The 23,981-nt window shown below is 60.8% G+C and carries 28 protein-coding genes and 3 tRNA genes; 5 read left to right on the forward strand and 26 right to left on the reverse strand.

Annotated elements, in window-relative coordinates; all coding sequences use genetic code 11:
* The 20 genes from nuoN to ACOZK4_RS05590 form a co-directional block, all read right to left on the reverse strand.
* Positions 1-1,431, reverse strand: a 1,431-nt coding sequence (gene nuoN / locus ACOZK4_RS05495; protein WP_421590900.1) for an NADH-quinone oxidoreductase subunit NuoN, incomplete at its 3' end; no start/stop codon positions are given.
* Between the two features lie 15 nt (positions 1,432-1,446).
* Positions 1,447-2,958 carry an NADH-quinone oxidoreductase subunit M gene (locus ACOZK4_RS05500; protein ID WP_421590902.1) on the reverse strand — a complete coding sequence of 504 codons (1,512 nt, stop codon included), beginning with the start codon at positions 2,956-2,958 and terminating at the stop codon, positions 1,447-1,449.
* Positions 2,958-4,955, reverse strand: coding sequence for an NADH-quinone oxidoreductase subunit L (gene nuoL / locus ACOZK4_RS05505; protein WP_421590903.1), 1,998 nt, complete (start codon positions 4,953-4,955; stop codon positions 2,958-2,960). Before nuoL ends, ACOZK4_RS05500 begins: the two co-directional genes overlap by 1 nt.
* A gap of 7 nt (positions 4,956-4,962) precedes the next feature.
* On the reverse strand, positions 4,963-5,271 hold the full coding sequence (gene nuoK, locus ACOZK4_RS05510; protein ID WP_313524284.1) for an NADH-quinone oxidoreductase subunit NuoK: 309 nt from the start codon (positions 5,269-5,271) through the stop codon (positions 4,963-4,965).
* A gap of 28 nt (positions 5,272-5,299) precedes the next feature.
* The gene (locus ACOZK4_RS05515; RefSeq protein ID WP_313524287.1) at positions 5,300-5,914 is read right to left on the reverse strand and encodes an NADH-quinone oxidoreductase subunit J; all 615 of its coding nucleotides are present in this window, start codon (positions 5,912-5,914) and stop codon (positions 5,300-5,302) included.
* Between the two features lie 100 nt (positions 5,915-6,014).
* Positions 6,015-6,506 (reverse strand): NADH-quinone oxidoreductase subunit NuoI, encoded by a 492-nt coding sequence (nuoI, locus tag ACOZK4_RS05520; RefSeq protein WP_023513863.1) that lies wholly within the window; start codon positions 6,504-6,506, stop codon positions 6,015-6,017.
* Positions 6,507-6,542: 36 nt separating this feature from the next.
* The gene (nuoH, locus tag ACOZK4_RS05525) at positions 6,543-7,586 is read right to left on the reverse strand and encodes an NADH-quinone oxidoreductase subunit NuoH (protein ID WP_313524290.1); all 1,044 of its coding nucleotides are present in this window, start codon (positions 7,584-7,586) and stop codon (positions 6,543-6,545) included.
* A 20-nt stretch (positions 7,587-7,606) separates the two neighbouring features.
* Positions 7,607-9,685, reverse strand: coding sequence for an NADH-quinone oxidoreductase subunit NuoG (nuoG, locus tag ACOZK4_RS05530; RefSeq protein WP_421590905.1), 2,079 nt, complete (start codon positions 9,683-9,685; stop codon positions 7,607-7,609).
* A gap of 118 nt (positions 9,686-9,803) precedes the next feature.
* Positions 9,804-10,478, reverse strand: a complete 675-nt coding sequence (locus ACOZK4_RS05535; protein WP_421590906.1) for an NADH:ubiquinone oxidoreductase — start codon at positions 10,476-10,478, stop codon at positions 9,804-9,806.
* A gap of 4 nt (positions 10,479-10,482) precedes the next feature.
* On the reverse strand, positions 10,483-11,787 hold the full coding sequence (gene nuoF / locus ACOZK4_RS05540) for an NADH-quinone oxidoreductase subunit NuoF (protein ID WP_421590907.1): 1,305 nt from the start codon (positions 11,785-11,787) through the stop codon (positions 10,483-10,485).
* Positions 11,788-11,798: 11 nt separating this feature from the next.
* Entirely contained in the window at positions 11,799-12,935 is a 1,137-nt protein-coding gene (locus ACOZK4_RS05545; RefSeq protein WP_421590908.1) for an NADH-quinone oxidoreductase subunit E, read from the reverse strand.
* Between the two features lie 16 nt (positions 12,936-12,951).
* Positions 12,952-13,188: a hypothetical protein gene (locus ACOZK4_RS05550; protein ID WP_421590909.1), complete on the reverse strand. Its 237-nt coding sequence runs from the start codon at positions 13,186-13,188 to the stop codon at positions 12,952-12,954.
* A complete protein-coding gene (locus tag ACOZK4_RS05555; protein WP_313524308.1) occupies positions 13,188-14,378 on the reverse strand; it encodes an NADH-quinone oxidoreductase subunit D in 1,191 nt (396 codons plus the stop codon). The genes ACOZK4_RS05550 and ACOZK4_RS05555 overlap by 1 nt, the downstream gene beginning before the upstream one ends.
* Before the next feature lie 57 nt (positions 14,379-14,435).
* The gene (locus ACOZK4_RS05560) at positions 14,436-14,810 is read right to left on the reverse strand and encodes a four helix bundle protein (protein WP_313524331.1); all 375 of its coding nucleotides are present in this window, start codon (positions 14,808-14,810) and stop codon (positions 14,436-14,438) included.
* 52 nt (positions 14,811-14,862) lie between these two features.
* Entirely contained in the window at positions 14,863-15,465 is a 603-nt protein-coding gene (locus ACOZK4_RS05565; protein ID WP_313524310.1) for an NADH-quinone oxidoreductase subunit C, read from the reverse strand.
* A gap of 18 nt (positions 15,466-15,483) precedes the next feature.
* On the reverse strand, positions 15,484-16,065 hold the full coding sequence (locus ACOZK4_RS05570) for a NuoB/complex I 20 kDa subunit family protein (RefSeq protein WP_160860354.1): 582 nt from the start codon (positions 16,063-16,065) through the stop codon (positions 15,484-15,486).
* Complete coding sequence (locus ACOZK4_RS05575) at positions 16,056-16,421, reverse strand: NADH-quinone oxidoreductase subunit A (protein ID WP_313524316.1); 366 nt, start codon at positions 16,419-16,421, stop codon at positions 16,056-16,058. The genes ACOZK4_RS05570 and ACOZK4_RS05575 overlap by 10 nt, the downstream gene beginning before the upstream one ends.
* A 277-nt stretch (positions 16,422-16,698) precedes the next feature.
* Entirely contained in the window at positions 16,699-17,586 is an 888-nt protein-coding gene (locus ACOZK4_RS05580) for a prohibitin family protein (protein WP_421590912.1), read from the reverse strand.
* A gap of 136 nt (positions 17,587-17,722) precedes the next feature.
* Positions 17,723-17,799: transfer RNA gene (locus ACOZK4_RS05585), tRNA-Asp, on the reverse strand.
* A gap of 47 nt (positions 17,800-17,846) precedes the next feature.
* Positions 17,847-17,923, reverse strand: a tRNA-Asp gene (locus ACOZK4_RS05590).
* A 240-nt stretch (positions 17,924-18,163) separates the two neighbouring features.
* On the opposite strand from ACOZK4_RS05590, the gene ACOZK4_RS05595 reads away from it, so the two are divergent.
* Positions 18,164-18,239 (forward strand) — tRNA-Val (locus tag ACOZK4_RS05595).
* 281 nt (positions 18,240-18,520) lie between these two features.
* Here ACOZK4_RS05595 and ACOZK4_RS05600 read toward each other — a convergent pair.
* The 3 genes from ACOZK4_RS05600 to ACOZK4_RS05610 form a co-directional block, all read right to left on the reverse strand.
* Positions 18,521-19,327 carry a hypothetical protein gene (locus ACOZK4_RS05600; protein ID WP_421590913.1) on the reverse strand — a complete coding sequence of 269 codons (807 nt, stop codon included), beginning with the start codon at positions 19,325-19,327 and terminating at the stop codon, positions 18,521-18,523.
* A gap of 99 nt (positions 19,328-19,426) precedes the next feature.
* Positions 19,427-19,810 (reverse strand): terminase large subunit domain-containing protein, encoded by a 384-nt coding sequence (locus ACOZK4_RS05605; RefSeq protein WP_421590915.1) that lies wholly within the window; start codon positions 19,808-19,810, stop codon positions 19,427-19,429.
* Positions 19,782-20,222 carry a P27 family phage terminase small subunit gene (locus ACOZK4_RS05610; protein WP_261004139.1) on the reverse strand — a complete coding sequence of 147 codons (441 nt, stop codon included), beginning with the start codon at positions 20,220-20,222 and terminating at the stop codon, positions 19,782-19,784. The genes ACOZK4_RS05605 and ACOZK4_RS05610 overlap by 29 nt, the downstream gene beginning before the upstream one ends.
* A 154-nt stretch (positions 20,223-20,376) precedes the next feature.
* Here ACOZK4_RS05610 and ACOZK4_RS05615 point away from each other — a divergent pair, with 154 nt between their 5' ends.
* Positions 20,377-20,808 carry a hypothetical protein gene (locus tag ACOZK4_RS05615; protein ID WP_421590916.1) on the forward strand — a complete coding sequence of 144 codons (432 nt, stop codon included), beginning with the start codon at positions 20,377-20,379 and terminating at the stop codon, positions 20,806-20,808.
* Here the strand turns inward: ACOZK4_RS05615 and ACOZK4_RS05620 are convergent, their stop codons facing one another.
* Positions 20,809-21,186 (reverse strand): hypothetical protein, encoded by a 378-nt coding sequence (locus tag ACOZK4_RS05620; RefSeq protein ID WP_421590918.1) that lies wholly within the window; start codon positions 21,184-21,186, stop codon positions 20,809-20,811.
* A gap of 134 nt (positions 21,187-21,320) precedes the next feature.
* Between ACOZK4_RS05620 and ACOZK4_RS05625 the strand changes: the two genes are divergently transcribed.
* The 3 genes from ACOZK4_RS05625 (at position 21,321) to ACOZK4_RS05635 (ending at position 23,043) form a co-directional block, all read left to right on the forward strand.
* Positions 21,321-21,653, forward strand: a complete 333-nt coding sequence (locus ACOZK4_RS05625) for a hypothetical protein (protein WP_421590920.1) — start codon at positions 21,321-21,323, stop codon at positions 21,651-21,653.
* A 14-nt stretch (positions 21,654-21,667) separates the two neighbouring features.
* Complete coding sequence (locus ACOZK4_RS05630; protein WP_421590922.1) at positions 21,668-22,318, forward strand: hypothetical protein; 651 nt, start codon at positions 21,668-21,670, stop codon at positions 22,316-22,318.
* 167 nt (positions 22,319-22,485) lie between these two features.
* Positions 22,486-23,043, forward strand: a complete 558-nt coding sequence (locus ACOZK4_RS05635) for a hypothetical protein (RefSeq protein WP_421590924.1) — start codon at positions 22,486-22,488, stop codon at positions 23,041-23,043.
* 266 nt (positions 23,044-23,309) lie between these two features.
* On the opposite strand, the gene ACOZK4_RS05640 is transcribed toward ACOZK4_RS05635, so the two are convergent.
* Together ACOZK4_RS05640 and ACOZK4_RS05645 are read right to left on the reverse strand one after the other, a co-directional pair.
* The gene (locus ACOZK4_RS05640) at positions 23,310-23,600 is read right to left on the reverse strand and encodes a hypothetical protein (protein WP_421590925.1); all 291 of its coding nucleotides are present in this window, start codon (positions 23,598-23,600) and stop codon (positions 23,310-23,312) included.
* Positions 23,601-23,756: 156 nt separating this feature from the next.
* Positions 23,757-23,981: hypothetical protein (locus ACOZK4_RS05645; RefSeq protein WP_421590926.1), on the reverse strand; the 225-nt coding region annotated here is incomplete at its 5' end.

Consider the following 23,981-nt stretch of genomic DNA (forward strand, 5'->3'; position numbering starts at 1 on the left):
CCGCGCCGCAGCTTCGGCCGCATTGCCGATCGGGCCGCCGATCAGCACGTAACCGAGAACGAACAGGCCGGAGAGACCGAAGACCAGCTTCAGCTCGCCTGCCGTACGGGCGAATTCGCCGGTCGCCTCATCGAACCACATCACCTTGATGACGCGCAGGTAGTAGTAGGCGCCAACGACCGAGGAGAGCACACCGATGATGGCGAGTGCATAAAGCTGCGCCTCGATGGCCGCCATGAAGACGAAGTACTTGGCAAAGAAGCCTGCCATCGGCGGAATGCCGGCGAGCGAGAACATCAGGATCGTCAGGACGGTCGCCATGAAGGGGTTGGTCGAGGAGAGACCGGCGAGATCGCTGATCTCCTCGACATTCTCCCCGTCCTTGCGGCGCATCGCGAGGATGATCGCGAAGGTGCCGAGCGTCATGACCATGTAGATGAGCATGTAGAGCGCCACGCCGCGCACGCCGGCCATGGAGCCGGAGGCGAGGCCGACAAGCGCATAGCCCATATGACCGATCGACGAATAGGCCATCAGGCGCTTGATGTTCTTCTGGCCGATGGCGGCGAAGGAACCGAGCAGCATGGAGGCAATCGAGATGAAGACGATGACCTGCTGCCAGTCGGCAACGACGGGCTGGAAAGCCTCGATGACGATGCGCACCAGCATGGCCATGGCGGCGACCTTCGGCGCAGCAGCGAAGAAGGCCGTGACCGGGGTCGGCGCACCTTCATAAACGTCCGGCGTCCACATGTGGAACGGCACGGCCGAGATCTTGAAGGCGAGACCGGCAAGGATGAACACCAGACCGAAGACGAGGCCGAGCGAACGGCCCTCGGCGCTGAGCGCGGCCGCGATGTCCTGGAAGCCGATATGGCCGGTGAAGCCATAGACCAGCGACATGCCGTAGAGCAGCATGCCCGAGGAAAGCGCACCGAGCACGAAGTACTTCAGGCCGGCTTCCGTCGAACGCAGGCTGTCGCGGTTGATCGCGGCGACCACGTAGAGGGCGAGCGACTGGAGTTCCAGCGCGAGGTAGAGCGACAGCAGGCTGTTGGCCGAGATCATCAGCAGCATGCCGAGCGTCGAGAGCACGATCAGCACCGGGAACTCGAAGCGGTCGAGCTGCTGCGAGCGGGCGTGGCCGACGGTCATCACCATGGCGGTGATGGAGCCAATGAGCGCCAGCACCTTCATGAACTTGGCGAAGGCATCCGACACGAAGGCGCCGCCATAGGCCTGGCCTTCGCCGGTCGCAAGCACCAGCCAGAGGCCGGCGATGATCAGGACGGCGACGGCAAGGCCGATCACGGTGGTGCCCGAGCGCTCGCCCGAGAACACACCGATCATCAGCAGGACCAGGGCGCCGACGGCGAGAATGATCTCGGGCGTCGAGAGCTGAAGGCTGGCAAGGAGAGTATCAGCGGTCATGTCTTGGTCCCGTCCTCAGTTCGCTGTGAGCGCAACGGATTGCGCCGCTTGCAGAGCCGCGGAGTATTGATTGAGAAGCGCGTCGACCGAGGCCGCCGTCACATCGAAGACCGGTGCCGGATAGACACCGAAGAAGATCGTCAGGATCACCAGCGGATAGAGCAGCGCCTTTTCACGGCCCGACAGGTCGAGCAGCGACTTCAGGCTTTCCTTCTCGAGCGCACCGAAGATCACGCGGCGGTAAAGCCACAGCGCATAGGAGGCCGAGAGGATGACGCCCGTCGTGGCGAAGAAGGCGACCCAGGTGTTGGCGCGGAAGGCGCCGACCAGCGTCATGATTTCGCCGACGAAGCCGGAGGTGCCGGGAAGACCGACATTCGCCATGGTGAAGATCATGAAGGCGACGGCGTATTTCGGCATATTGTTGACGAGACCGCCATAAGCCGCGATTTCGCGGGTGTGCAGACGGTCATAGACCACGCCCACGCAGAGGAAGAGCGCGCCGGAGACGATGCCGTGCGACAGCATCTGGAAGATGGCGCCCTGCAGGCCCTGCATGTTCGCCGCGAAGATGCCCATGGTGACGTAGCCCATATGGGCAACCGACGAATAGGCGATCAGCTTCTTGATGTCGTCCTGCATCAGCGCCACCAGCGAGGTGTAGATGATGGCGATGACCGACAGCGTGAAGACGAAGGGCGCGAAATAGTCGGATGCCAGCGGGAACATGGCGAGCGAGAAACGGATGAAACCGTAGCCGCCAAGCTTCAGCAGCACGCCGGCCAGGATGACCGAGCCCGCCGTCGGCGCCTGGACGTGCGCGTCGGGAAGCCAGGTGTGGACCGGCCACATCGGCATCTTCACCGCGAAGGACGCGAAGAAGGCGAGCCACAGCCAGGTCTGCATATGGGCCGGGAAGTTGTAAGCGAGCAGTTCCGTGATGTCGGTCGTGCCGGCCTGCCAGTACATCGCCATGATGGCGAGCAGCATCAGAACCGAACCGAGCAGCGTGTAGAGGAAGAATTTGTAGGACGCGTAAACGCGATCCTTGCCGCCCCATACGCCGATGATGATGAACATCGGAATGAGGCCCGCTTCGAAGAACACGTAGAACAGAACGATATCGAGCGAGACGAAGACGCCGACCATGAACACTTCCAGAAGCAGGAAGGCGATCATGTATTCCTTCAGGCGCTTCTCGATGGTGTTCCAGCTTGCAAGCACGCAGAACGGCATCAGGAAGGTCGAGAGGATGACAAACAGCATGGAGATGCCGTCGACGCCGAGATGGTAGGAGATACCGGTGCCGAGCCATTCATGCTTCTCGGTCATCTGGAAGCCCGGGTTCGAATAATCGAAGCCGATCCAGATGAAGAGCGAGAGCACGAAGGTGACGACCGTCGTCAGCATCGCGACGTTCAGGATGTTGCGGCGGCCATACGGGCTGTCCTCACGGGTCAGCAGCAGAAGCGCCACGCCGACGAGCGGGAGAAAGGTGACCGCTGAAAGAATGGGCCAATCGGTCATCAGAGGGAGCTCCCGAGCATCATCCAGGTAACGAGTGCTGCAATACCCAGCAGCATCGCGAATGCGTAGTGATAGAGGTAACCGGTCTGCAGGCGCACGACGCGGTCGGTGACGTCGACGACGCGGGCGGCAATGCCGTTCGGGCCGAGACCGTCGATGACGGCGCCGTCACCCTTCTTCCACAGCGTACGGCCGAGCCACATGGCGGGGCGCACGAAGAGGAAGTCGTAGAGTTCGTCGAAGTACCACTTGTTGAGCAGGAACTGGTAGAGGCCGCGATGCTGCTCGGCGAGGTATTTCGGCGTTTCCGGCGAACGGATGTACATGTACCAGGCGGTGACGAAACCGATGGCCATGGCGGCGAACGGGCTCCACTCCACCCAAAGCGGGACGTGGTGGTACTCGTTGACCAGCTCGTTTTCCGGCAGCGTGAACAGCGCGCCCTGCCAGAATTCAGCATAGTGGTGGCCGTAGAAATACTCCACGAAGAAGTAACCGGCCAGCACGGCGCCCGCACCGAGAAGGTAGAGCGGAACGAGCATGACGGCAGGCGATTCATGCACGTGGTGCATGACGTCGGCGGAGGCGCGCGGCTTGCCGAAGAAGGTCATGAAGGCCAGGCGCCAGGAGTAGAAGCTCGTGAAGAGCGCGGCGATGACCAGCAGCGTGAAGGCGAAGCCGGCAAGCGGGCTGTGCGACGCGAAGGTCGATTCGATGATTGCATCCTTCGAGAAGAAGCCGGCAAAGCCGATGACGGTGCCCGGGATGCCGACGCCGGTCAGCGCGAGCGTGCCGATCGTCATCATCCAGAAGGTAACCGGGATATGCTTGCGCAGGCCACCCATGTAGCGCATGTCCTGCTCGCCATCGACGGCGTGGATGACCGAACCGGCGCCCAGGAACAGCAGCGCCTTGAAGAAGGCGTGCGTGAAGAGGTGGAAGATCGCCGCGCCGTAAGCGCCGATGCCGAGCGCCACGAACATGTAGCCGAGCTGCGAGCAGGTCGAATAGGCGATGACGCGCTTGATGTCGTTCTGCACGAGGCCGACGGTCGCCGCGAAGAAGGCGGTGATGGCGCCGACCAGCGTCACGACCATCAGGGCCGTGTGCGACAGTTCGAACAGCGGCGACATGCGGGCGACGAGGAAGACGCCGGCGGTGACCATGGTTGCGGCATGGATGAGGGCCGAAACCGGGGTCGGGCCTTCCATGGCGTCCGGCAGCCAGGTGTGCAGCAGGAACTGCGCCGACTTGCCCATCGCGCCCATGAAGAGCAGCAGGCAGGTGGCGGTGAGCGCCTGCGACTTGTCGAGCGTCATGCCGAAGAGGTTGATGACGGGTGCGGTCGCATCCGCAGCGCCTTCAGCCGGCAGGTAGGTCGCGGCGGTCGCGAAGATCGTCTCGAAATTGATCGAGCCGAACAGCACGAAAACCGAGAAGATGCCGAGCGCGAATCCGAAGTCGCCGACGCGGTTGACGATGAAGGCCTTCATGGCGGCAGCGCAGGCCGACGGCTTCTTGTACCAGAAGCCGATCAGCAGATAGGATGCGAGACCCACGCCTTCCCAGCCGAAGAACATCTGAAGCAGATTGTCCGACGTCACCAGCATCAGCATGGCGAAGGTGAAGAGCGACAGGTACGCGAAGAAGCGCGGGCGATGCGGATCGTGGTGCATGTAGCCGATCGAATAGACATGCACGAGCGTCGAGACCGAATTGACGACGACGAGCATGACGGCCGTCAGCGTATCGACGCGGAACGCCCATTCGACATCGAAGCCGCCGGACTGGATCCAGCGCAGCACGCTGACCTTGAGCATCTCCGTTTCGCCCATGGCCACGTCGAAGAAGACGATCCAGGACAGAACGGCCGCGATGATCATGAAGCCGGATGTGATATATTCCGACGCCTTGGCGCCGATCGTGTTGCCGCCGATGCCGGCGATCAGGAAGCCGGTGAGCGGGAGGAAGACGATTGCCTTGATGATGGTATCCATGACCCGATCAGCCCTTCATCATATTGACGTCTTCGACGGCGATCGAACCGCGGTTGCGGTAGAAGACGACGAGAATTGCAAGACCGATGGCCGCTTCCGCAGCCGCGACGGTCAGAATGAACAGCGCGAAAACCTGGCCGACGATGTCGTTCAGGAAGTGCGAGAACGCCACCATGTTGATGTTGACCGACAGCAGGATCAGTTCGATCGACATCAGGATGACGATGACATTCTTCCGGTTCAGGAAGATGCCGAAAATGCCAAGCGTGAAGAGGATGGCGCTGACGGTGAGATAGTGGGAAATACCGATTTCCATTTTTCTTTATCCTTGGTCCCGCGCTGCCTCAGATGCCCTGACCGGGCTTCACCTTGACCACCTCGACGGCGGTTTCCGGCGTGCGGGCAACCTGCTGCGAGATGTTCTGGCGCTTGATATTCGGCTTGTGGCGCAGCGTCAGCACGATCGCGCCGATCATGGCGACGAGCAGCACGAGGCCGGCAATCTGGAAGAAGTAGACGTAGTTCGTATAGAGCACGTCGCCGAGGGCGGCGGTGTTCTGGCGTTCCGCGATCGGCGGGATCGGCATCGAGGCATTGGCGGCGATCTCAGGCGAGAGCGTCGAGCCGCCAACGACGACGACCAGTTCGATCGCCAGGATAATACCGATCAGCGCGCCGACCGGCGCATATTCAAGGGCGCCAGCCCTCAATTCGGCAAAATCGATGTCGAGCATCATGACGACGAAGAGGAAGAGAACCGCGACGGCGCCGACATAGACGACCAGCAGGATCATCGCCAGGAACTCGGCGCCCGTCAGAAGGAACAGGCCCGCCGAATTGAAGAAGGTGAGGATCAGGAACAGCACGGAATAGACCGGGTTCCTGGACGCGATCACCATGAAGGCGGACGCCACCGCCACGAAGGCGAAGATATAGAAGAATAGAGCCTGCAGACCCATTTTGGTGCCTTTTCGTCTTCCCCGGAGAAGGTCCCCCTCCCCGTCGAAGCCTGACGAACGCACTCGTCAGGCACTTGAAGTTCAGTATGCCCTCCGCCGATCAGCGGTAAGGCGAATCCATAGCGATGTTGCGGGCGATTTCCCGCTCCCAGCGATCGCCGTTCTCGAGGAGCTTCTGCTTGTCGTAGTAGAGCTCTTCGCGCGTCTCGGTCGAGAACTCGAAGTTCGGACCTTCGACGATGGCGTCGACCGGGCAGGCTTCCTGGCAGAAGCCGCAATAGATGCACTTCACCATGTCGATATCGTAACGCACCGTGCGGCGCGTGCCGTCGTTGCGGCGGGGACCCGCCTCGATGGTGATGGCCTGGGCAGGACAGATCGCCTCGCACAACTTGCAGGCGATGCAGCGCTCTTCACCGTTCGGGTAACGGCGCAGCGCATGCTCGCCGCGGAAGCGCGGAGAGACCGGGCCCTTTTCGAAGGGATAGTTCACCGTTGCCTTCGGGCGGAAGAAGTAGCGCATCGACAGGAAGAACGCGCCGACGAATTCCTTGAGGAACAGCGAGTTTACGGCTTGCGAGAGACTAGCCATTTCAAGCTCCAATGCTGCTGAGGCGGGGCGCGATCGTCATGCAGTCCCCATGAGCTTCAGCACGAATGCGGTAATGACGACCATGGCGAGCGAGATCGGAAGGAAAACCTTCCAGCCGAGACGCATGAGCTGGTCGTAGCGGTAGCGCGGCACGAAGGCCTTCACCATCGCGAACATGAAGAAGACGAAGAGGCCCTTGATGACGAACCACACGATGCCCGGAACCCAGTTGAGGAACCAGACGTCGACCGGAGGCAGCCAGCCGCCGAGGAAGAGGATCGTGGTCAGCGCGCACATCAGGCAGATGGCGGCATATTCGCCGAGCATGAACATCATGTACGGGGTCGAGCCGTATTCGACCATGAAGCCGGCGACGAGTTCGGATTCGGCTTCCGGAAGGTCGAAGGGCGGGCGGTTCGTTTCGGCAAGCGCCGAAATGAAGAACACGATGAACATCGGGAACAGCGACAGCCAGTGCCAGTCGAGGAAGGAGGCCGGCAGGCCGAGGCGCGTGCCGAGGCCGTCATGCTGCGCATAGACGATGTCGGAGAGGTTCAGCGAACCGACGCAGAGCAGCACGGTGACGATGACGAAACCGATCGACACTTCGTAGGAGACCATCTGTGCCGCGGAGCGCAGCGCGCCGAGGAACGGGTACTTCGAGTTCGAAGCCCAGCCGCCCATGATGATGCCGTACACTTCAAGCGAGGAGATCGCGAAAATGTAGAGGATGCCGACATTGATGTTGGCGATCATCCAGCCGTCGTTGACCGGCACGACCGCCCAGGTGGCGAGCGCCAGCGTCACCGAGACGAGCGGTGCGAGCAGGAAGATCACCTTGTTGGCCGTCGCCGGGATGACCGGCTCCTTGAAGACGAACTTCAAGAGGTCGGCGAAGGACTGGAAGAGACCCCAGGGGCCGACGACGTTCGGGCCGCGGCGCAGCTGCACGGCCGCCCAGATCTTGCGGTCGGCCAGAAGAATGAAGGCGATGGACACCAGGAGCAGAACCAGCAGCAGAAGCGACTGGCCGATCATGATGGCCGCAGGCCAAACGTAGGTCGAAATGAAAGCGTCCATACCGTCTTATTCCTTCGCGCTCATTCCGCCGCGGCTTTGAAATTGTTGCGGGCAAGCGCCGAGCATTCGGCCATGACCGCGGAGGCGCGCGCTATCGGGTTCGTCAAATAGAAGTCTTTGATCGGAGACGCAAACCCGGAATTCGCCATCGTCCCGCCTTTTTTCGCAAGCGCGGAGAGATCGGCGATTTCGCCTGATGCAATCTCGTCGATCGCGGCGAAATGCGGGTGTGCGGTATAGAGTTTCGCGCGCAGCTGGAGGAGCGAATCAAACGGCAGCTTCTTGCCGAGCACGTCGGACAGCGCGCGCAGGATCGCCCAGTCCTCGCGGGCGTCGCCCGGTGCAAAGCCGGCGCGGTTGCCCATCTGGACGCGGCCTTCGGTGTTGACCCAGGTGCCCGACTTCTCGGTATATGTCGCGCCCGGCAGGATGACGTCGGCGACATGCGCCGCGTTATCGCCATGCGAGCCGATATAGACCGTGAAGGCGGACTTGTTGGCGAAGTCCATCTCGTCGGCGCCGAGCAGGAACAGCACGTCGGTGCCCGATAGCATGTCGGCCGCCGTCTTGCCGCCCTCGCCCGGCACGAAGCCGAGGTCGAGGCCGCCGACGCGCGAGGCCGCAGTGTGCAGAACGGCCAGACCGTTCCAGTCCGCCTTGACCGCACCGACCTTCTCCGCCAGCGCGGAAGCGGCCGAGAGAACGGCGAGGCCATCGGCGCGCGACAGCGCACCCTGGCCGATGATGATCATCGGACGCTCGGCCTTCGTCAGCTTGTCGATGAAGGACAGCGAACCATCGGCGAGAGCGGCAAGCGTGTCCGTGCCGGCGCCGAGATACTCGTAGCCGTAGCGCAGCTCCGCCTGTTCACCGATCACGCCGATCGGGAAGTTGTCCATGCGCCAGCGCTTGCGGATGCGGGCGTTGAGAACGGCGGCTTCGAGGCGCGGATTGGCGCCGACGATGAGCAGCGCGTCGGCCTGCTCGATGCCTTCGATGGTCGGGTTGAACAGGTAGCTGGCGCGGCCGAGCGACGGATCGAGCTGCGAGCCGTCCTGACGGCAGTCGATGTTCTTGGAGCCGAGCGAGGCCATCAGTTCGCGCAGCGCGAACATTTCCTCGACGGAGGCGAGATCACCGGCAATCGCGCCGATGCGATCGCCCGAGGTGCCAGCAACGGCGGCCTTGATGGCGCCGAAGGCGTCGGCCCACGAGGCGGGCTGCAGGCGGCCGTCCTTGCGGACATAGGGGCGGTCGAGGCGCTGTGTCTTCAGGCCGTCCCAGATGAAGCGGGTCTTGTCGGAGATCCACTCTTCGTTGATCTCTTCGTTGATGCGCGGCAGGATGCGCATGACTTCGCGGCCGCGCGTATCGACTCGGATAGCCGAGCCGACGGCATCCATGACGTCGATCGATTCGGTCTTGTTCAATTCCCACGGACGGGCCGTGAAGGCGAAGGGCTTGGAGGTGAGCGCGCCGACCGGGCAGAGGTCGACCACATTGCCCTGCAGCTCCGAGGTCATCGCCTGTTCGAGATAGGTGGTGATCTCGGCGTCTTCACCGCGGCCGATCAGGCCAAGCTCGGTGATCCCGGCGACTTCCGTCGTGAAGCGAACGCAACGCGTGCAGTGAATGCAGCGGTTCATGATCGTCTTGACGAGCGGGCCGATATACTTGTCCTCGACGGCGCGCTTGTTCTCGGAATAGCGCGACGAGTCGATGCCGAAGGCCATCGCCTGGTCCTGCAGGTCGCATTCGCCGCCCTGGTCGCAGATCGGGCAATCCAGCGGGTGGTTGATGAGCAGGAACTCCATCACGCCTTCGCGCGCCTTCTTGACCATCGGCGTGGTCGTGAAGACCTCAGGCGCTTCGCCGTTCGGGCCGGGGCGCAGGTCGCGCACACCCATAGCGCAGGAGGCCGCCGGCTTCGGCGGGCCACCCTTCACCTCGACGAGGCACATGCGGCAGTTGCCGGCAACCGACAGCCGCTCGTGGAAACAGAAGCGCGGAACCTCGGCGCCCGCCTCCTCACACGCCTGAAGCAGCGTGAAGTGATCCGGGACTTCGATTTCTTTTCCGTCGACTTTCAGCTTTGCCATATCTCAATTCCCGCTTTGACACGAAGCCCGTGTCTCGCCAGCGCCTTTTCTCCGGCATCCGCTCCGGGCTGTCGCCCTTCCCGTTCGCCTTTGTTCCGTCTGCCGGGTCCGGTGGGGCTCAGCCCCTGCCCTTTGCCAGCGTCTTTGCCTGCTCTACCCAGCCGTCGCGGGCGATGCGCCCGCTGAACCCGAGTTCGGCTTCGATCCTTGCCACATCATCAGCCGTGAGGGCCGCGATGTCAGCGTAACGCTTGAAGCCCATGCCGTTCAGCACCTGCTCCAGCTTCGGCCCGATGCCCGAAATCACCTTCAGGTCATCGGCTTTGGCGGCCTTCGCTGCCGGCGTCTTGCGCACCGGCTTTGCTTCAACCGCCTTCGGCGTCGCGTTCTTCTCCCGCGCCACCTTCACCTTCGGCTCGGCAACCGGCGTTTCCGCCCTTGCTACCGGCTCCTTCGGAACCACCCGCAGCTCCGGCTTCGCCTTGACCGGCGCCGCCTTTGTCTCTTCGGCTTCAGCCTTCGCAGCCCGTTCGGCCGCTTCGTCCATCGCCGCCTTCGCCTGCTCCGCCGCTGTCTGCATCACGCCCAGCATCATGCCGGCCATCTGGCCTGCAATGCTGAAACCAAGCGCGGTGGTCGCCGCAATTGCCATCACCGGATTTGCCATCAGCGGATGCCGAGACACATCGGGCATGTCCTTCAGCCATGGCGAGAACCCGAAGGGATCGGCGCCGGAGGCTTCAGCCGGCGGGACGTTGGTCGCATTCGCATCCTGTCCTACCGGCTTCGTCATCGTCTTACTCCGCTGCTTCCAGCACCGCGCCATGATCCATGGCATTGGCGGTGTACTGGTCGATACGCGCCTCGATTTCGGGGCGGAAGTTGCGGATGAGGCCCTGGATCGGCCAGGCTGCGGCGTCGCCAAGCGCGCAGATCGTGTGTCCCTCGATCTGCTTGGTGACATCGAACAGCATGTCGATTTCGCGTTTCTGGGCATTGCCGGTGACCATGCGCTGCATGACGCGCATCATCCAGCCGGTGCCTTCGCGGCACGGCGTGCACTGGCCGCAGCTCTCGTGCTTGAAGAAGGCCGAGATGCGCCAGATCGCCTTGATGATGTCGGTGGAGCGATCCATGATGATCATGCCGCCGGTGCCGAACGACGACTTCACGTCGCGCAGACCGTCGAAGTCGAGCGTGACGTTCATCATGTCCTCGGCCTTGACGACCGGGCAGGACGCGCCGCCGGGGATGACGGCAAGAAGGTTGTCCCAGCCGCCGCGGATGCCGCCGCCGTGCTTTTCGACCATCTCCTTGAAGGAGATGCCCATGCTCTCTTCGACCGTGCAGGGCGTGTTGACGTGGCCCGACATCATGAACAGCTTGGTGCCGACATTGTTCGGACGGCCGAACGAGGAGAACCAGCCGGCGCCGCGACGCAGGATCGTCGGGGTGACGGCGATCGACTCGACGTTGTTGACGGTCGTCGGGCAGCCGTAGAGGCCCATATTGGCCGGGAACGGCGGCTTCAGGCGCGGCTGGCCCTTCTTGCCCTCGAGGCTTTCGAGCAGCGCGGTTTCTTCGCCGCAGATGTAAGCGCCGGCGCCGTGGTGGACATAGATGTCGATGTCGTAGCCAAGCTTGTTGTTCTTGCCGAGAAGACCGGCGTCATAGCACTCGTCGATGGCGGCCTGCAGCGCCTCGCGCTCGCGGATGAACTCGCCGCGCACGTAGATATAGGCCGCATTGGCGCCCATGGCGAAGGAGGCGATCACGCAGCCTTCGATCAGCGTGTGCGGATCGTGGCGCAGGATATCGCGGTCCTTGCAGGTGCCGGGCTCGGATTCGTCGGCATTGACGACGAGGTAGTGCGGACGGCCGTCCGATTCCTTCGGCATGAAGGACCACTTGAGGCCGGTCGGGAAGCCCGCGCCGCCGCGGCCGCGCAGACCAGAGGCCTTGACCTCGTTGATGATCCAGTCGCGGCCCTTTTCGAGCAGCTGCTTGGTGCCGTCCCACTGGCCGCGGGCCATGGCGCCCTTCAGCGACTTGTCCTTGGTGCCGTAGATATTGGTGAAGATGCGATCCTGGTCTTTAAGCATGGTTCACCTCTTTACCGCGGCTTCTTGCCGAAAACGCGGATGTATTCCGCTTCACCGCCCTTGGCGAGCGCCTCGGCCTGCCTGACCCAGTCGTCGCGCTCGATGCGGCCCTTGAAATTCAGATAGCCGTCGGCCCATTCGCGCTGTTCCGGCGTCCACGATGCGACCTGCGCGAAGGTGAAGATGCCGAGTTCGTGCAGAATGCCCTCGATCTTCGGGCCGACGCCGGAGATGAGCTTGAGGTCGTCGGGCGTTGCCGGGCGTTCAATGCCGGCCGGCCGGTTCTTGTCGTCCAGCGACGGCTTGCCGACGGTGGCGGCGACCGGCTGCTTGGCGGCGGCATCGCCACCTTCCGCGCGCGTGTCGCCCTTCGCCTTGGTGTTGGCGGCAGCTTCGGCCTTGGCGTTAGCCGGGGTCTTCAGCTTGGGATCGGTCTCGACGGCGTGCGTCTCGGCGCGGCCGGCATTCGACGGAGGAACGCTGACGCTGCCCTCGTCCGTCTTCTTGGCGCGGGTCGTCGTTTTCTTGGCCGGAGCGTCAGGCTCGTTCAGGCTGGTGAGACCGCCGGCCGGCGCGGAGAAGACGCGATCGACCTGCGGGCCGGTCTCGACGGTCGCGCCCTTGCCGGCGTCGAAACGGTCGATGATGTGCTCGAGCTGCGTCGGCGTCAGGTCTTCAAAACTGTCCTTGAAGATCATGACCATCGGCGCGTTGACGCAGGCGCCCTGACACTCGACCTCTTCCCAGGAGAGCGTGCCGCTCTCGTTGCGGTGGAAGGGCTCGGGATGGATGCGCTTCTTGCAGACGTTGATCAGGTCTTCCGAGCCGCGCAGCATGCAGGGCGTGGTGCCGCAGACCTGAATATGGGCGCGCGTGCCGATCGGCAGAAGCTGGAACTGGGTGTAGAAGGTCGCGACTTCGAGCACGCGGATATAGGCCATATCCAGCATGTCGGCGACGGATTCGATGGCCGCCTTGGTGACCCAGCCGTCCTGCTCCTGCGCCCGCATGAGAAGCGGGATCACGGCCGACTGCTGACGACCCTTCGGATACTTGTTGATGGTTGCCTCTGCCCAGGCTGCATTCTCCTTGGTGAAGGCGAAGCTGGCGGGCTGGACATTGTCATCGGCTAGTCGACGAACGGACATTCTGTAACGCCTTGTCTCAGTTGATCGGCCTGCACTGCGTATTCGCCGTGTTGACGAATTCGCAGGCATAGGCCGACTGGTCATTCTGCATGAAGATGACGTAGCGGCTGCCATTCGGCGCCGCCGCCTTGATTTCGTAGCCTTCGCTCACCAGCTGGCCCATCGTCTTGGAAGCGCTGCCCGTATCCGCGTCCTGCGAATGGGCAGCGGTGGCAGCGAGAAGAGCGATGGCGGCGAAGACGACTTTCGGCATCAGCGGTCAACCTCGCCGAACACGATATCGAGGGAGCCCAGGATCGCCGAGACGTCGGCGAGCTGGTGGCCGCGACAGATGAAATCCATGGCCTGCAGGTGGGCATAACCCGGCGCGCGGATCTTGCAGCGGTAGGGCTTGTTGGTGCCGTCGGCGACGACATAGACGCCGAACTCGCCCTTCGGCGCCTCAACGGCCGCATACACTTCGCCGGCCGGCACGTGGTAGCCTTCAGTGTAGAGTTTGAAGTGGTGGATGAGCGCTTCCATCGAACGCTTCATCTGGCCGCGCTTCGGCGGAACCATCTTGCCGTCGACCGAGGAAACCGGGCCGACCTTGGCATCGCCGAGCAGGCGGTTGACGCACTGGCGCATGATCTTGGCCGCTTCGCGCATTTCGATCATACGGATGACGTAACGGTCGTAGCAGTCGCCGTTCTTGCCGATCGGAATGTCGAAGTCGAGGTCGGAATAGCACTCATAGGGCTGCGAGCGGCGCAGGTCCCAGGCAGCGCCCGAGCCGCGCACCATCACGCCGGAAAAACCCCAGGCCCAGCAATCTTCCAGCTTCACCACGCCGATATCGACGTTGCGCTGCTTGAAGATGCGGTTGCCGGTCAGGAGCTCGTCGATATCGTCGACGGTCTTTAGGAACGGATCGATCCACTTGCCGATGTCTTCCACCAGCTCGTGCGGCAGGTCCTGATGCACGCCGCCCGGACGGATATAGGCCGAGTGCATGCGCGCGCCGCAGGCGCGCTCATAGAACACCATCAGTTTTTCACGCTCTTCGAAGCCCCAGAGCGGCGGCGTCAGCGCGCCGACGTCCATGGCCTGGGTCGTGACATTGAGCAGGTGCGAAAGGATGCGGCCGATTTCCGAATAGAGCACGCGGATCAGCTGGCCGCGGATCGGCACTTCCGTGCCCGTCAGCTTTTCGACGGCGAGCGCGAAGGCATGCTCCTGGTTCATCGGCGCCACGTAGTCTAGGCGGTCGAAATAGGGCACGGCCTGAAGATAGGTCTTCGTCTCGATCAGCTTTTCGGTGCCGCGATGCAGCAGGCCGATATGCGGGTCGACGCGCTCGACGATTTCGCCGTCCAGCTCCAGAACCAGACGGAGAACCCCGTGCGCCGCAGGGTGCTGCGGGCCGAAGTTGATATTGAAATTGCGAACGTTGTGCTCGTTCATGGGCGCGCTCCGCGCTGGGAGGAATTAGCCAATAGGCAGTAGGCAGTAGGGGTTAGTTCATTGCGTGCGTTCATTTCGTCCATCCTGCAAACTGCGGATCAGCGACCTCAGCATCCTTCCAACCTCATCACTCGCTTTCATCAGGGCATCCACCGTATCTGGTGAAGCAATGCCGACGCGAGATGAGAGGATCAAGTGCGTTTCCAACTCCTTCAGCGAACCTTGGGCAAACTTGAGATGCTGGACATAGTGTCCTGTAGCATCCCTGCCGTGACCTTCCGCGATGTTGGCGGCAATAGAGACCGCCGACCGGCGTATTTGCGATACCATCCCATAAACCTCATCACGCGGAAACCGCCGTGTCAGTTCATAGCACTCGACCGCAAGATCCATGGCACGCTGCCAAACCTTCAGGTCCTGATAGGAGTTGATCGTCGTCCGCTTGCTCCTTCCTACTGCCTATTGGCTACTGCCTATTTCCTGACTACTGCTTCGCCTTCTCGTCGCCCGGCAGCACGTAATCCGTGCCTTCCCAGGGAGAGAGGAAGTCGAAGTTGCGGAATTCCTGCTTCAGTTCGACGGGTTCGTACACCACGCGCTTGACCTCGTCGTCGTAACGCACTTCCACGAAGCCGGTCGTCGGAAAATCCTTGCGCAGCGGATGCCCCTCGAAACCGTAGTCGGTAAGGATGCGGCGCAGGTCCGGATGGCCGGTGAAGAGAATGCCGTACATGTCGTAGGCTTCGCGCTCGAACCAGTCGGCACCCGGATAGACCGAGAAAGCCGAGGGAACGGGAACGTCCTCGCCGGTCGCGACCTTGACGCGGATGCGCTGGTTCTGGCGCGGCGACAGCAGGTGATAGACCACGTCGAAACGCTCGGCGCGCGCCGGCCAGTCCACGCCGCAGACATCGATGAGATTGACGAAGCCGCACTGCACGTCATCGCGCAGGAACGTCAGAAGACCAAGGATGCGTGCAGCGTCCGTCTTCAGCGTAAGTTCGCCATAGGCGATGTCGGAGGCGGTCACGAGACCGCCGGCGGCTTCGCCGATATAGGAGGAGAGCTCCTGGAGGGCTTCGCTCATGTGTAAAGTCCCCTGCCCTTAACGTTCGATCGTACCGGTCCGGCGGATCTTCTTCTGCAGCAGGAGCACACCGTAAAGGAGCGCTTCCGCCGTGGGAGGACAGCCTGGCACGTAGATGTCGACCGGCACCACGCGGTCACAGCCGCGCACCACCGAATAGGAATAGTGATAGTATCCGCCGCCATTGGCGCAGGAGCCCATCGAGATGACGTAGCGCGGCTCGGGCATCTGGTCATAGACCTTGCGGAGCGCGGGCGCCATCTTGTTGGTCAGCGTGCCGGCGACGATCATGACGTCGGACTGGCGCGGGCTGGCGCGCGGCGCAAAGCCGAAACGCTCGACGTCGTAACGCGGCATCGACAGCTGCATCATTTCCACGGCACAGCAGGCGAGACCGAAGGTCATCCACATCAGCGAGCCGGTACGGGCCCAGGTGATGAGTTCGTCCGTCGACGTGACCAGAAACCCCTTGTCGGCGAGCTCGTTGTTGATCTCGCCGAAATAAGCATCGTTGCTGCCGATGGGCTTGCCGGTCGAGGGATCGATGATCCCCTTGGGCTGCTGGGCAACAAGCGTGTTGCTCGTATGAGCTACTCCCATTCGAGTGCTCCCTTCTTCCATTCATAGATAAAGCCGATGGTCAGAACGCCGAGGAAGACCATCATGGACCAGAAGCCGAACCAGCCGAGCTCACCGAAGGACACCGCCCAGGGAAACAGGAAGGCCACTTCCAGGTCGAAGATGATGAAGAGGATCGACACCAGATAGAAGCGGATGTCGAATTTCATGCGCGCATCGTCGAATGCGTTGAAGCCGCACTCGTAAGCGGAAAGCTTTTCCGAATCGGGGGCTTTGTGCGCGACGGCAAACGGCGCGACCAGCAGGGCAATGCCGATAACGAGCGCGATACCGATGAAGATGGCGATCGGGAGATAGGAACCGAGAAGTTCAGTCATTGGCGTCCATCCTGCCTGCTGTCGGCGCCAGAGAGACGCCTGTTGGTCCAAGACCTGCAAGCCGATAAAGTATGTTGCAACGCCATGTCGTTAGCGCAGCGAGCGTGTCTGCGCAAGGCTTTGTCCGGCTTTCGCCGCAATCATTACATTCTTTTCCCGGCTGCCTGGAAAGGCCGGCGGCGAGGCCATTTAAATCGTTACGATTTCATGACCGTCAGGGCACGGGACGTTTCGCCGCAGGTGCGAAGAAAAAGCGCCGCCCACGCCGCCTCCCCGGCTAGTTCGCATTCAGATTGAGCATCGGGACGGAGCCGCCCGGCAGCATGGTGCGCGGAAGCTGGCCATCCCATTTCTCCGCCTGCGTCAGCGAGACGAGACCGGGATTGTCCTTCAGCGCATCGCCGCGCGCCTTGATCGCTTCGGCTTCCGCCTCGCCGCGAAGCTTGATCGCCTCCGACTCGGCCTGGGCGGCCAGACGCACCGCATCGGCCTGCGCCTGCGCCTCCGCGCGGCGGGCATCCGCCTGCGCGCGCGCCTGCGTCACCGTGATTTCCGCCTGCACCTTTTCGCGTTCGGCATTCTGGCGCAGGCGCTGCACCTCGACTTCCGCCAGCATGCGCTGCTCGATGCTCGCCTCATAGGCTTCCGAAAAATCGATGTTCTCGATCTGCACGCTTTCGATCAGCACCGGCCCGGCAATACCCTCCTGGATCGCCGCCGCGACCTCGGAGTTCAGCCGCCCGCGCTCCTGGATCGCCGTCACCGCATTGAACCGGCCGAAAACCGTCTTCGTCTCCTCGAAGACCTTGCGCTCGATCAGACGGGAAAGCAGCCCATCCTCGCCACCGTAATTGGCATAGACGGTCTCGACGCGGTCGGCGGGGATTCGGTAATTGACGGAAAGGCGGATATCGGCGGGCTGCTGGTCGCGGCTGTAGGCCTCCATCTTTTCATAGACGATAGCCTTGGACTGCACGGAGATTCGCACGACCGAATCAATCAAAGGCAGCTTGAAGCCCAGACCGGGATCCGCCGTGCCCGCAACAGCGCCGTATCGTAGAATCACCCCGCGCTCGCCTTGGTCGATTGTGAACCACGACCCAAAGAGAATGCTGAGCGCGACAAGTGCCGCAAAACCGGACAGAGCCATGGTGACGTAACGCATGCGAATCCCCTCTTCGATCGGGCAGGCTATACGAAGACGGAGGAAGGGCGGCAAACATTCACCGCGAAAGACGAAAATCCGCGCTCAAGGCGTTACGTGAGGAAAAACCGGCAACTACCTGGAGGAGAAGAAAGAATGGCGCGAGTGACGGGGCTCGAACCCGCGACCTCCGGCGTGACAGGCCGGCACTCTAACCGACTGAGCTACACCCGCGCATCTTATGGACCCTGGGGTCCCGACTGTTTCATCGGCCTTTCGAGTGGCGCGAGTGACGGGGCTCGAACCCGCGACCTCCGGCGTGACAGGCCGGCACTCTAACCGACTGAGCTACACCCGCATCCTCGAAAGCGTCCGGGTGAAACACCCGTCCCGAGCGGCCTGCGCCGTTCGATGAGCGGCTAACTACGGGGTTCGTGTTTGGGTGTCAAGCAGGTTTCAAGACAAAACAATGAGGCGGTGCGAAATGTTTCCACACCCTTTCGCATCTTCGCGGGCCGTTCAAAAAATGTAGAATAATTTGACATTTCCCTCTTGCGGTTCGATCCGGTTCCGCATAGATCACAGCCACCAACGCGGCGGGCGATTAGCTCAGTTGGTAGAGCGCCTCGTTTACACCGAGGATGTCGGCGGTTCGAGTCCGTCATCGCCCACCAAGCCATTTCTTGCAAAGCCCTGTTTCAGCAGGGCTTTTTGCTTTTCTCGCCCGTGATATTCCCTCACCCACCCACTTACTGCACCCATTGATTCCATTGTGAAACTTGGCGCGCAGCCCTCACCTCCGCCTCTCTATATAGAGGGGCGGATATAGTGATCCATCCCCGCCAACGTACGGTTTCGCCGAGGGCTCTCTTCTTCGCGCCACATGACGCCAGGATGTCAGGCTGACAAAAATGAATGCGTGGAGTCGCGTGAGGCTATCGCGACTGTGTTTGCCTTATGCCACCCTTAGCGCGGCGCCGCGGCGCTTCTTGCACTTTCGGAACCAGACTACCCCGAGCGCCTTCCAGAGCGTGACCTTATGCGAAATGACATAAAACTTCGCCTCCTCCTCTGCGGTGTATAAGAGGTCGACGATGGCTGAGGTCAGATCGGCCGGGTCGATTTGATCTGCATATTCGCGATCAGTGAGCAGCATTTCAGCCGCCTTAATCTGCGTGGCTGTTATTGGCCCGCGCTCTGCATCTGCGATGACCTCAAGAATGCGCCGCGCAACGATCCGGCCGCGCCGTGCAATCAGGCTTTCGATCTGCTTGACAGCGATAGTCTGCCTCGACCCATCGCCCGTGTATGAGTTTGGCGTTCTTAGTAACTTCACGTTTGCCGCGGCGCACGTCAGTTCCAACGTAAGCGCGTCTTCATCAGCCGCTGCGATTGCCGCTTGATGAAGCTGTAAATTGGTCACAGCCAAATTCTGAGTATTCTGCCCGATGAAAGCCTTTGCCTGAGAAGCCGTATCGTCTGCCTCGACGATCATCACAGGAATTTCGGTGATGTAGGGGTTCGAAGCGGCAGCGATAGCCGTGTGCTGACCATCCAGGACCTTAAGTACCGTCGCCCCATCATGATCTGCGTAAGCGCAAATCGGGGGCTTGAACTTTGCCCAATCGAATCCTTCGACCACCCGCCGAATTTGTCTCAGACCCCGCTCGCCGATATCCCTTTGATACGCAGGATCGACAAACAATTTTGCTGGGTCAATTGTCTCGAAGATGGGCATACCCGTGGTCGTGTAGAAATGCACGAACGGCTTGTTGGTGAAGGGGTCGCGCAGGACACGAATGCCGACGCGATCGACGACCAGGCACGTCGCTTCAGGATACCAAACGGCTTGTTCGTACCGTCACCACCGGCGAATGCCGGCCATCAGCGGGCTTTTCGCTTGCCCCTTGCCTGTCTCCAACCAGCCCGAGCGGAACCGCATCCGCCCGCTTTCGCGCCGCCATCCGAAAAGCGACCCCGCGCAGAATACATGCCAGGGCAGCGGGTCGAGGGGCTCGCCGACCTTGGCGCCCTCGGTAATCGTGAGCATTGCCGGCAGGAACCGCAGCGGGCGGGTAGCGGCCTCAACTGACCAGTATAGACCTCGCGCCGGACCTTCCCGGAGATCTCGAAGGTGCCTTTCCGCAGCCGAAGCGACGAGATCGCCGACAATGATCTTCCCGTCGAGGGCGTCTTGCGCCCAAGCCGTTACCGGATCATGAGCCCTTTCGCTTGGTGAACTCATCGGATGGCCGGGTCACTTTCGTTTTGCGTTCCGCTTTGCTGGCGGCCGAACGGCGCCGAGGTGCCAGGCCGAACTCCGCTTCGAGCACCGCGGCATCTGACGCCATCTCACGCATGGCAACGAAATGCGGGCTGGTCCTGGCAATGGCTTTCGGGTTGCCCCGCTTTGGTCGGGTGACAGCACCGTTTTCCGCCACTTCCCGTAGAGATCGATCGTAGAGAACATACGCGACGACCAGGCGCTGAAGCGCGTGGGCATTGCCCGGCGACATCAGGGCGCGGTCCTTCAACTCGGTCGTGACCCGGCGCCAATGTTCGTGCGCCTGGCCGATTTCGAGCACGTCGTTGAAGACGCTTTCCCAATCCGGTTCGGCGACGATCTCGCCGGTGCCGTCAATTCCGACAACGTTCATGACAAATCACCCCTACGGGGTGGCCCCAACTTTTTGTTTCAGATTTGATCTCAGTGCGAACGCTGCCCCTGGCCGGTCCGGCCCCCGAGGCCCCCTGACTTTCGATACCCCCTCCCAGTCTTGACGACGCGGGGTTTCGCGGGGTTGATGGGCCATGTCTGAAGTTCCTGCTGCACCCGATTGGTCCGCCTTCGCTCTGGTTGCCTCCATGGAGGTGGATGACCACGGAACGGGCTTTGCGTTCTCCATCCTGAACACTGAGGCTGCGCTTCAAACCGAGGCTGTCTATGTCTGGTTTGCCTCTGACGGCGAACCTCTGCGGATTGGTACAAGCAAGCCTTCGGTAGGAAACCGTTTGAGACAGTATCCTCAACACATCAACCGAAGCCTTCGGGACGGGCTCGGGCCGACACCTCCCCACGAAGCAGCCGCATGGTTTGAGATCGCAAGAAGCGGGCCGCTCAAGGCGCTGGCCCATCAGCCACCGTTGATAACGACAGTGTGCGGTTTGATCCGGCCCTACCTTGATATCGAAAGACACCTGATTGCTCAGCTCAAACCGAGACTAAACCGAAGCCATCGCTGATTAAGCCTTGTTCCAAGGATGGTTCGGATCAAGCGGACGGCCGTTGATATCCGTGCCGCTTCGAATCTTGCCACGCTCCTCCTGCTGGATGCGGATGTCATGGTGGTCGGGACAGGCGACTTCCCAGTTCGAGCGGTCCCAGAACAGACGCTGGTCGCCCTTGTGGGGAATGCGGTGATTGACGACGAGATGTATACGCCTCGGGTTCGTCTGGGCTGACCCATCCATGCGGAGGTTGCCGACGTTCAGGAGACCCGCCGCGTTGCATCGCTCGCAGAACTGGTTCTCGGGCTTGGCAAGGAAGGCTTTGCGGGCCTTCTCCCATCTGGTGTCGTAGCCGCGCTGACGTGCAGACGACCTACTCTCAGGTTTTGCCATCGTTGTAACACCGTTTCCATCTCTCCAATTGCCGCCGAGTGATCACAATGAAGATTGAACTACAAACAGCCATATTTGCTAAATACCTTGTTTAGGAGCCAGCAAATAAAGGCTTTGGACAATGGGGATAGCAAATGAAGCATCTCTTCCTGATGATATGCGCTCTTTCCTTTTTCTCGTCACCAGCACTCAGCCAAGACTTCCAGGATCAACGCGACAAAATAATGCAATGCCGCGATTCCTGCGAACAGGATCAAGCAGATATTATCGCGTTCCCTGGCGATTCTGGGACAATGTTCCAGCCGGGGGGCAGAGCTGAAGTTCTAGAGATCCCGTCAACGTCCGGCGCCGACTCAGCGATCGAGTTCACACTGCCTGAAAATGATCCGGTCGTTGAGGTCACTACGCCGGGGTCTTCCCAGGGTGGAAGTGGCAATGGTCTCGACGGCAGTATTCTGCCACGCTGAACGCGGATTGAACAATGAGAAGTGTGTGCCGCCTCTCTCGCGTCAATTTGGCCTTTTTCCTTGGCGTTTCGATCGGGCTGATTCCAGCCCCATCGAAAGCTGAGGTCTCGTGCAATGATCCGTTCTTCATCACCGACATAGCCTTCAGCCCCTTGACCAAATGGCTTTCGTCAAATCGTGAAGGCGTTATGATTTCCGACAAGGCGGAGTTTTCGCCCGCCTATCAGGCTGAATTGATCAAACTGGACGGAAACGGCCGAATATCACAGTCATTCACGCTTACGAAAAATGCAGCGAAGTCGTTGCGCAACATATTGGAAAAGCAAAGCGACCAATCAGTCCCGTACCTCGTCAGAAAGGTTCCCGACCTAGCCGCTGGCGCCACTAACATGGTGCTTGGTTTCTTCCTCGGTTGGGGGAAGGATAGCGTCGAGGACGGCCTGGAGTTGCGCCGCCAGCGCGCGGCGGTTCTTGCAAATGTTACGACTGAGGGGAGCCGACTTCTACTCGTTCACTCCCTTCGGCGCGACCTGTCGACCGGGCAATTGTTGCTGGTCGAACAGATTCTGCATGAATCCGCGGTAAACGGGAAAACGCAGTTGGCTAGCATGTCGATATGCACCTACAGCGTAGCCGAGGCGCCAGTAGTTCCCGCCTTGCAATGACGACCGCACTTAGCTGCGTGTCGTGCTTTCCATGCTGCTGCTGTCTGTCGCCTCGCATCGGAGGCCGATGGGCTGGTGGGCGTGATGGCATGGCCTATCGACTCCTGCGATCAGGCGTTGCAATCTTCAGGGCTGATATGGGCTAACCTAGGAAGGGCTGAGTGTGGATGGCGCTACGTTTGTTTTCGGCTGATCGCAGAGGCATGTATCACGAAGGCCCTCTAACCCTGATGAAAGAGCCGCCACGAATAGAGTATGGATTCCTAAATGCGAACGACGGAACTTCGACATCCGACGATCTGCGGGTTCACTGCCTAGAGCTGTTCCCCGAAGGCCTTTCGATCCACGGATGGCAATTCCTGACGAGCAGGAACTGGGTTCAAGGCCAGAACGAACCTTTCCTCACCCACAATGAGGGGATCGAGTTGGTGTTCGAATTTGTGCGTCTGGCGCACTTCCCAGATAGACCGTCGCGAATGCAATCATATTTCGCGTTCGACAGCATTGAGCAGGTAAAGTCCTTCAGCGATGCGCCAGTTTACGAAATGATGCCAGCGGCGAGCTTCATGGCAGACATGAACTGGCTAAAGGTTGGTGGCCAATTCGCCTACGCGTCATATAACGCACACCAATATTGGCGAGGAGCGGCCACACCGGACCCACGGTGGGAATACCTTTTGGTTCCGCCAGTTGTTATCCAAATCGTTCCAATCGCCAATGGATAATAATGAAGCCCCTGTCTCTACCCTCCAATGAGGATACAGAGAGAAGCATCTGAGAAGCACGGTAACCGGGGTGGCGTATGAACGAACCGACAGATAGGTCAGCGTTTCAGGACGTGCCTTTGCCCCGGCTGTCGTGGCGAATCGGTTGGGCCGTTGGAAGAGCCCTCGGTCACACCTTCATTTTTTTGCTCTGGGCGGGCCTGACATTGACTGCCATCATTATCGGCTACCGTCTGCTGAACTAGGCTTCATCTGAGAAGCCGGACCTAAGCCCGGCTCTCGTTTTGGGTATGAAGATCAACGAGTTGGCGTTCTTCGGATTCCGGTGAGTGGTGACCGATACCACGAAGCCGGATCGGCTCGGAGAGGGTCTGACGAACGATATCAAGCCTCGCTCTCGCATCTTCTTCATTACGCACCCACATGGGAAAATGGTGCCATATCACGCCATCGTAGAATTTGAATTTGTACAGATATCTTCGTACGCCGTGCTCATCGACCTGGTCGAGAATTGGGTTTAACTCAGCACCATCATGAATTGCGGCTTCACTATCCATAGATTGCACTCCAATTATAAGTACAATCCACAGCGTGATCACCAAAAAGCAATCCAAAGTTAAATACGGTCATCTGCGTGGCAGGCCAGAACGTTACCGTCTGCCGGCCGTAGGCGGTTCTGTCACGGCTATGCCGTATGGGGTCGGGAAGGAGGCCTACTCCCCCTCTCCTAAGGAGGAAATCTTGTAGTTCGCCCAGACGGGGCGTCCTATTTCCTCTCCGGTGGCCCAGTCGGCCTCGGAATCGTTGAGCAGCGTCAGAAAACCACTGTTTGCCTCGATCTCATCCGGGCTACGGAAGCCTTGCTCGCACTCTTCACAATGTCCGTATACATCGCCGGTATCGACCTCTCGGAAGAGGAACAGCCGACCATTCCGACA

Source organism: Shinella sp. M27 (assembly GCF_049199905.1).
Taxonomy (GTDB): domain Bacteria; phylum Pseudomonadota; class Alphaproteobacteria; order Rhizobiales; family Rhizobiaceae; genus Shinella.

What these genes read in the sequence shown, in the direction of transcription:
- ACOZK4_RS05500 (WP_421590902.1), bottom strand. Translation starts at nt 2,958, where the DNA reads ATGACCGATTGGCCCATTCTTTCAGCGGTCACCTTTCTCCCGCTCGTC.
- nuoL (WP_421590903.1), bottom strand. Translation starts at nt 4,955, where the DNA reads ATGGATACCATCATCAAGGCAATCGTCTTCCTCCCGCTCACCGGCTTC.
- nuoK (WP_313524284.1), bottom strand. Translation starts at nt 5,271, where the DNA reads ATGGAAATCGGTATTTCCCACTATCTCACCGTCAGCGCCATCCTCTTC.
- ACOZK4_RS05515 (WP_313524287.1), bottom strand. Translation starts at nt 5,914, where the DNA reads ATGGGTCTGCAGGCTCTATTCTTCTATATCTTCGCCTTCGTGGCGGTG.
- nuoI (WP_023513863.1), bottom strand. Translation starts at nt 6,506, where the DNA reads ATGGCTAGTCTCTCGCAAGCCGTAAACTCGCTGTTCCTCAAGGAATTC.
- nuoH (WP_313524290.1), bottom strand. Translation starts at nt 7,586, where the DNA reads ATGGACGCTTTCATTTCGACCTACGTTTGGCCTGCGGCCATCATGATC.
- nuoG (WP_421590905.1), bottom strand. Translation starts at nt 9,685, where the DNA reads ATGGCAAAGCTGAAAGTCGACGGAAAAGAAATCGAAGTCCCGGATCAC.
- ACOZK4_RS05535 (WP_421590906.1), bottom strand. Translation starts at nt 10,478, where the DNA reads ATGACGAAGCCGGTAGGACAGGATGCGAATGCGACCAACGTCCCGCCG.
- nuoF (WP_421590907.1), bottom strand. Translation starts at nt 11,787, where the DNA reads ATGCTTAAAGACCAGGATCGCATCTTCACCAATATCTACGGCACCAAG.
- ACOZK4_RS05545 (WP_421590908.1), bottom strand. Translation starts at nt 12,935, where the DNA reads ATGTCCGTTCGTCGACTAGCCGATGACAATGTCCAGCCCGCCAGCTTC.
- ACOZK4_RS05550 (WP_421590909.1), bottom strand. Translation starts at nt 13,188, where the DNA reads ATGCCGAAAGTCGTCTTCGCCGCCATCGCTCTTCTCGCTGCCACCGCT.
- ACOZK4_RS05555 (WP_313524308.1), bottom strand. Translation starts at nt 14,378, where the DNA reads ATGAACGAGCACAACGTTCGCAATTTCAATATCAACTTCGGCCCGCAG.
- ACOZK4_RS05565 (WP_313524310.1), bottom strand. Translation starts at nt 15,465, where the DNA reads ATGAGCGAAGCCCTCCAGGAGCTCTCCTCCTATATCGGCGAAGCCGCC.
- ACOZK4_RS05570 (WP_160860354.1), bottom strand. Translation starts at nt 16,065, where the DNA reads ATGGGAGTAGCTCATACGAGCAACACGCTTGTTGCCCAGCAGCCCAAG.
- ACOZK4_RS05575 (WP_313524316.1), bottom strand. Translation starts at nt 16,421, where the DNA reads ATGACTGAACTTCTCGGTTCCTATCTCCCGATCGCCATCTTCATCGGT.
- ACOZK4_RS05580 (WP_421590912.1), bottom strand. Translation starts at nt 17,586, where the DNA reads ATGCGTTACGTCACCATGGCTCTGTCCGGTTTTGCGGCACTTGTCGCG.
- ACOZK4_RS05605 (WP_421590915.1), bottom strand. Translation starts at nt 19,810, where the DNA reads ATGAGTTCACCAAGCGAAAGGGCTCATGATCCGGTAACGGCTTGGGCG.
- ACOZK4_RS05610 (WP_261004139.1), bottom strand. Translation starts at nt 20,222, where the DNA reads ATGAACGTTGTCGGAATTGACGGCACCGGCGAGATCGTCGCCGAACCG.
- ACOZK4_RS05615 (WP_421590916.1), top strand. Translation starts at nt 20,377, where the DNA reads ATGTCTGAAGTTCCTGCTGCACCCGATTGGTCCGCCTTCGCTCTGGTT.
- ACOZK4_RS05620 (WP_421590918.1), bottom strand. Translation starts at nt 21,186, where the DNA reads ATGGCAAAACCTGAGAGTAGGTCGTCTGCACGTCAGCGCGGCTACGAC.
- ACOZK4_RS05625 (WP_421590920.1), top strand. Translation starts at nt 21,321, where the DNA reads ATGAAGCATCTCTTCCTGATGATATGCGCTCTTTCCTTTTTCTCGTCA.
- ACOZK4_RS05630 (WP_421590922.1), top strand. Translation starts at nt 21,668, where the DNA reads ATGAGAAGTGTGTGCCGCCTCTCTCGCGTCAATTTGGCCTTTTTCCTT.
- ACOZK4_RS05635 (WP_421590924.1), top strand. Translation starts at nt 22,486, where the DNA reads ATGGCGCTACGTTTGTTTTCGGCTGATCGCAGAGGCATGTATCACGAA.
- ACOZK4_RS05640 (WP_421590925.1), bottom strand. Translation starts at nt 23,600, where the DNA reads ATGGATAGTGAAGCCGCAATTCATGATGGTGCTGAGTTAAACCCAATT.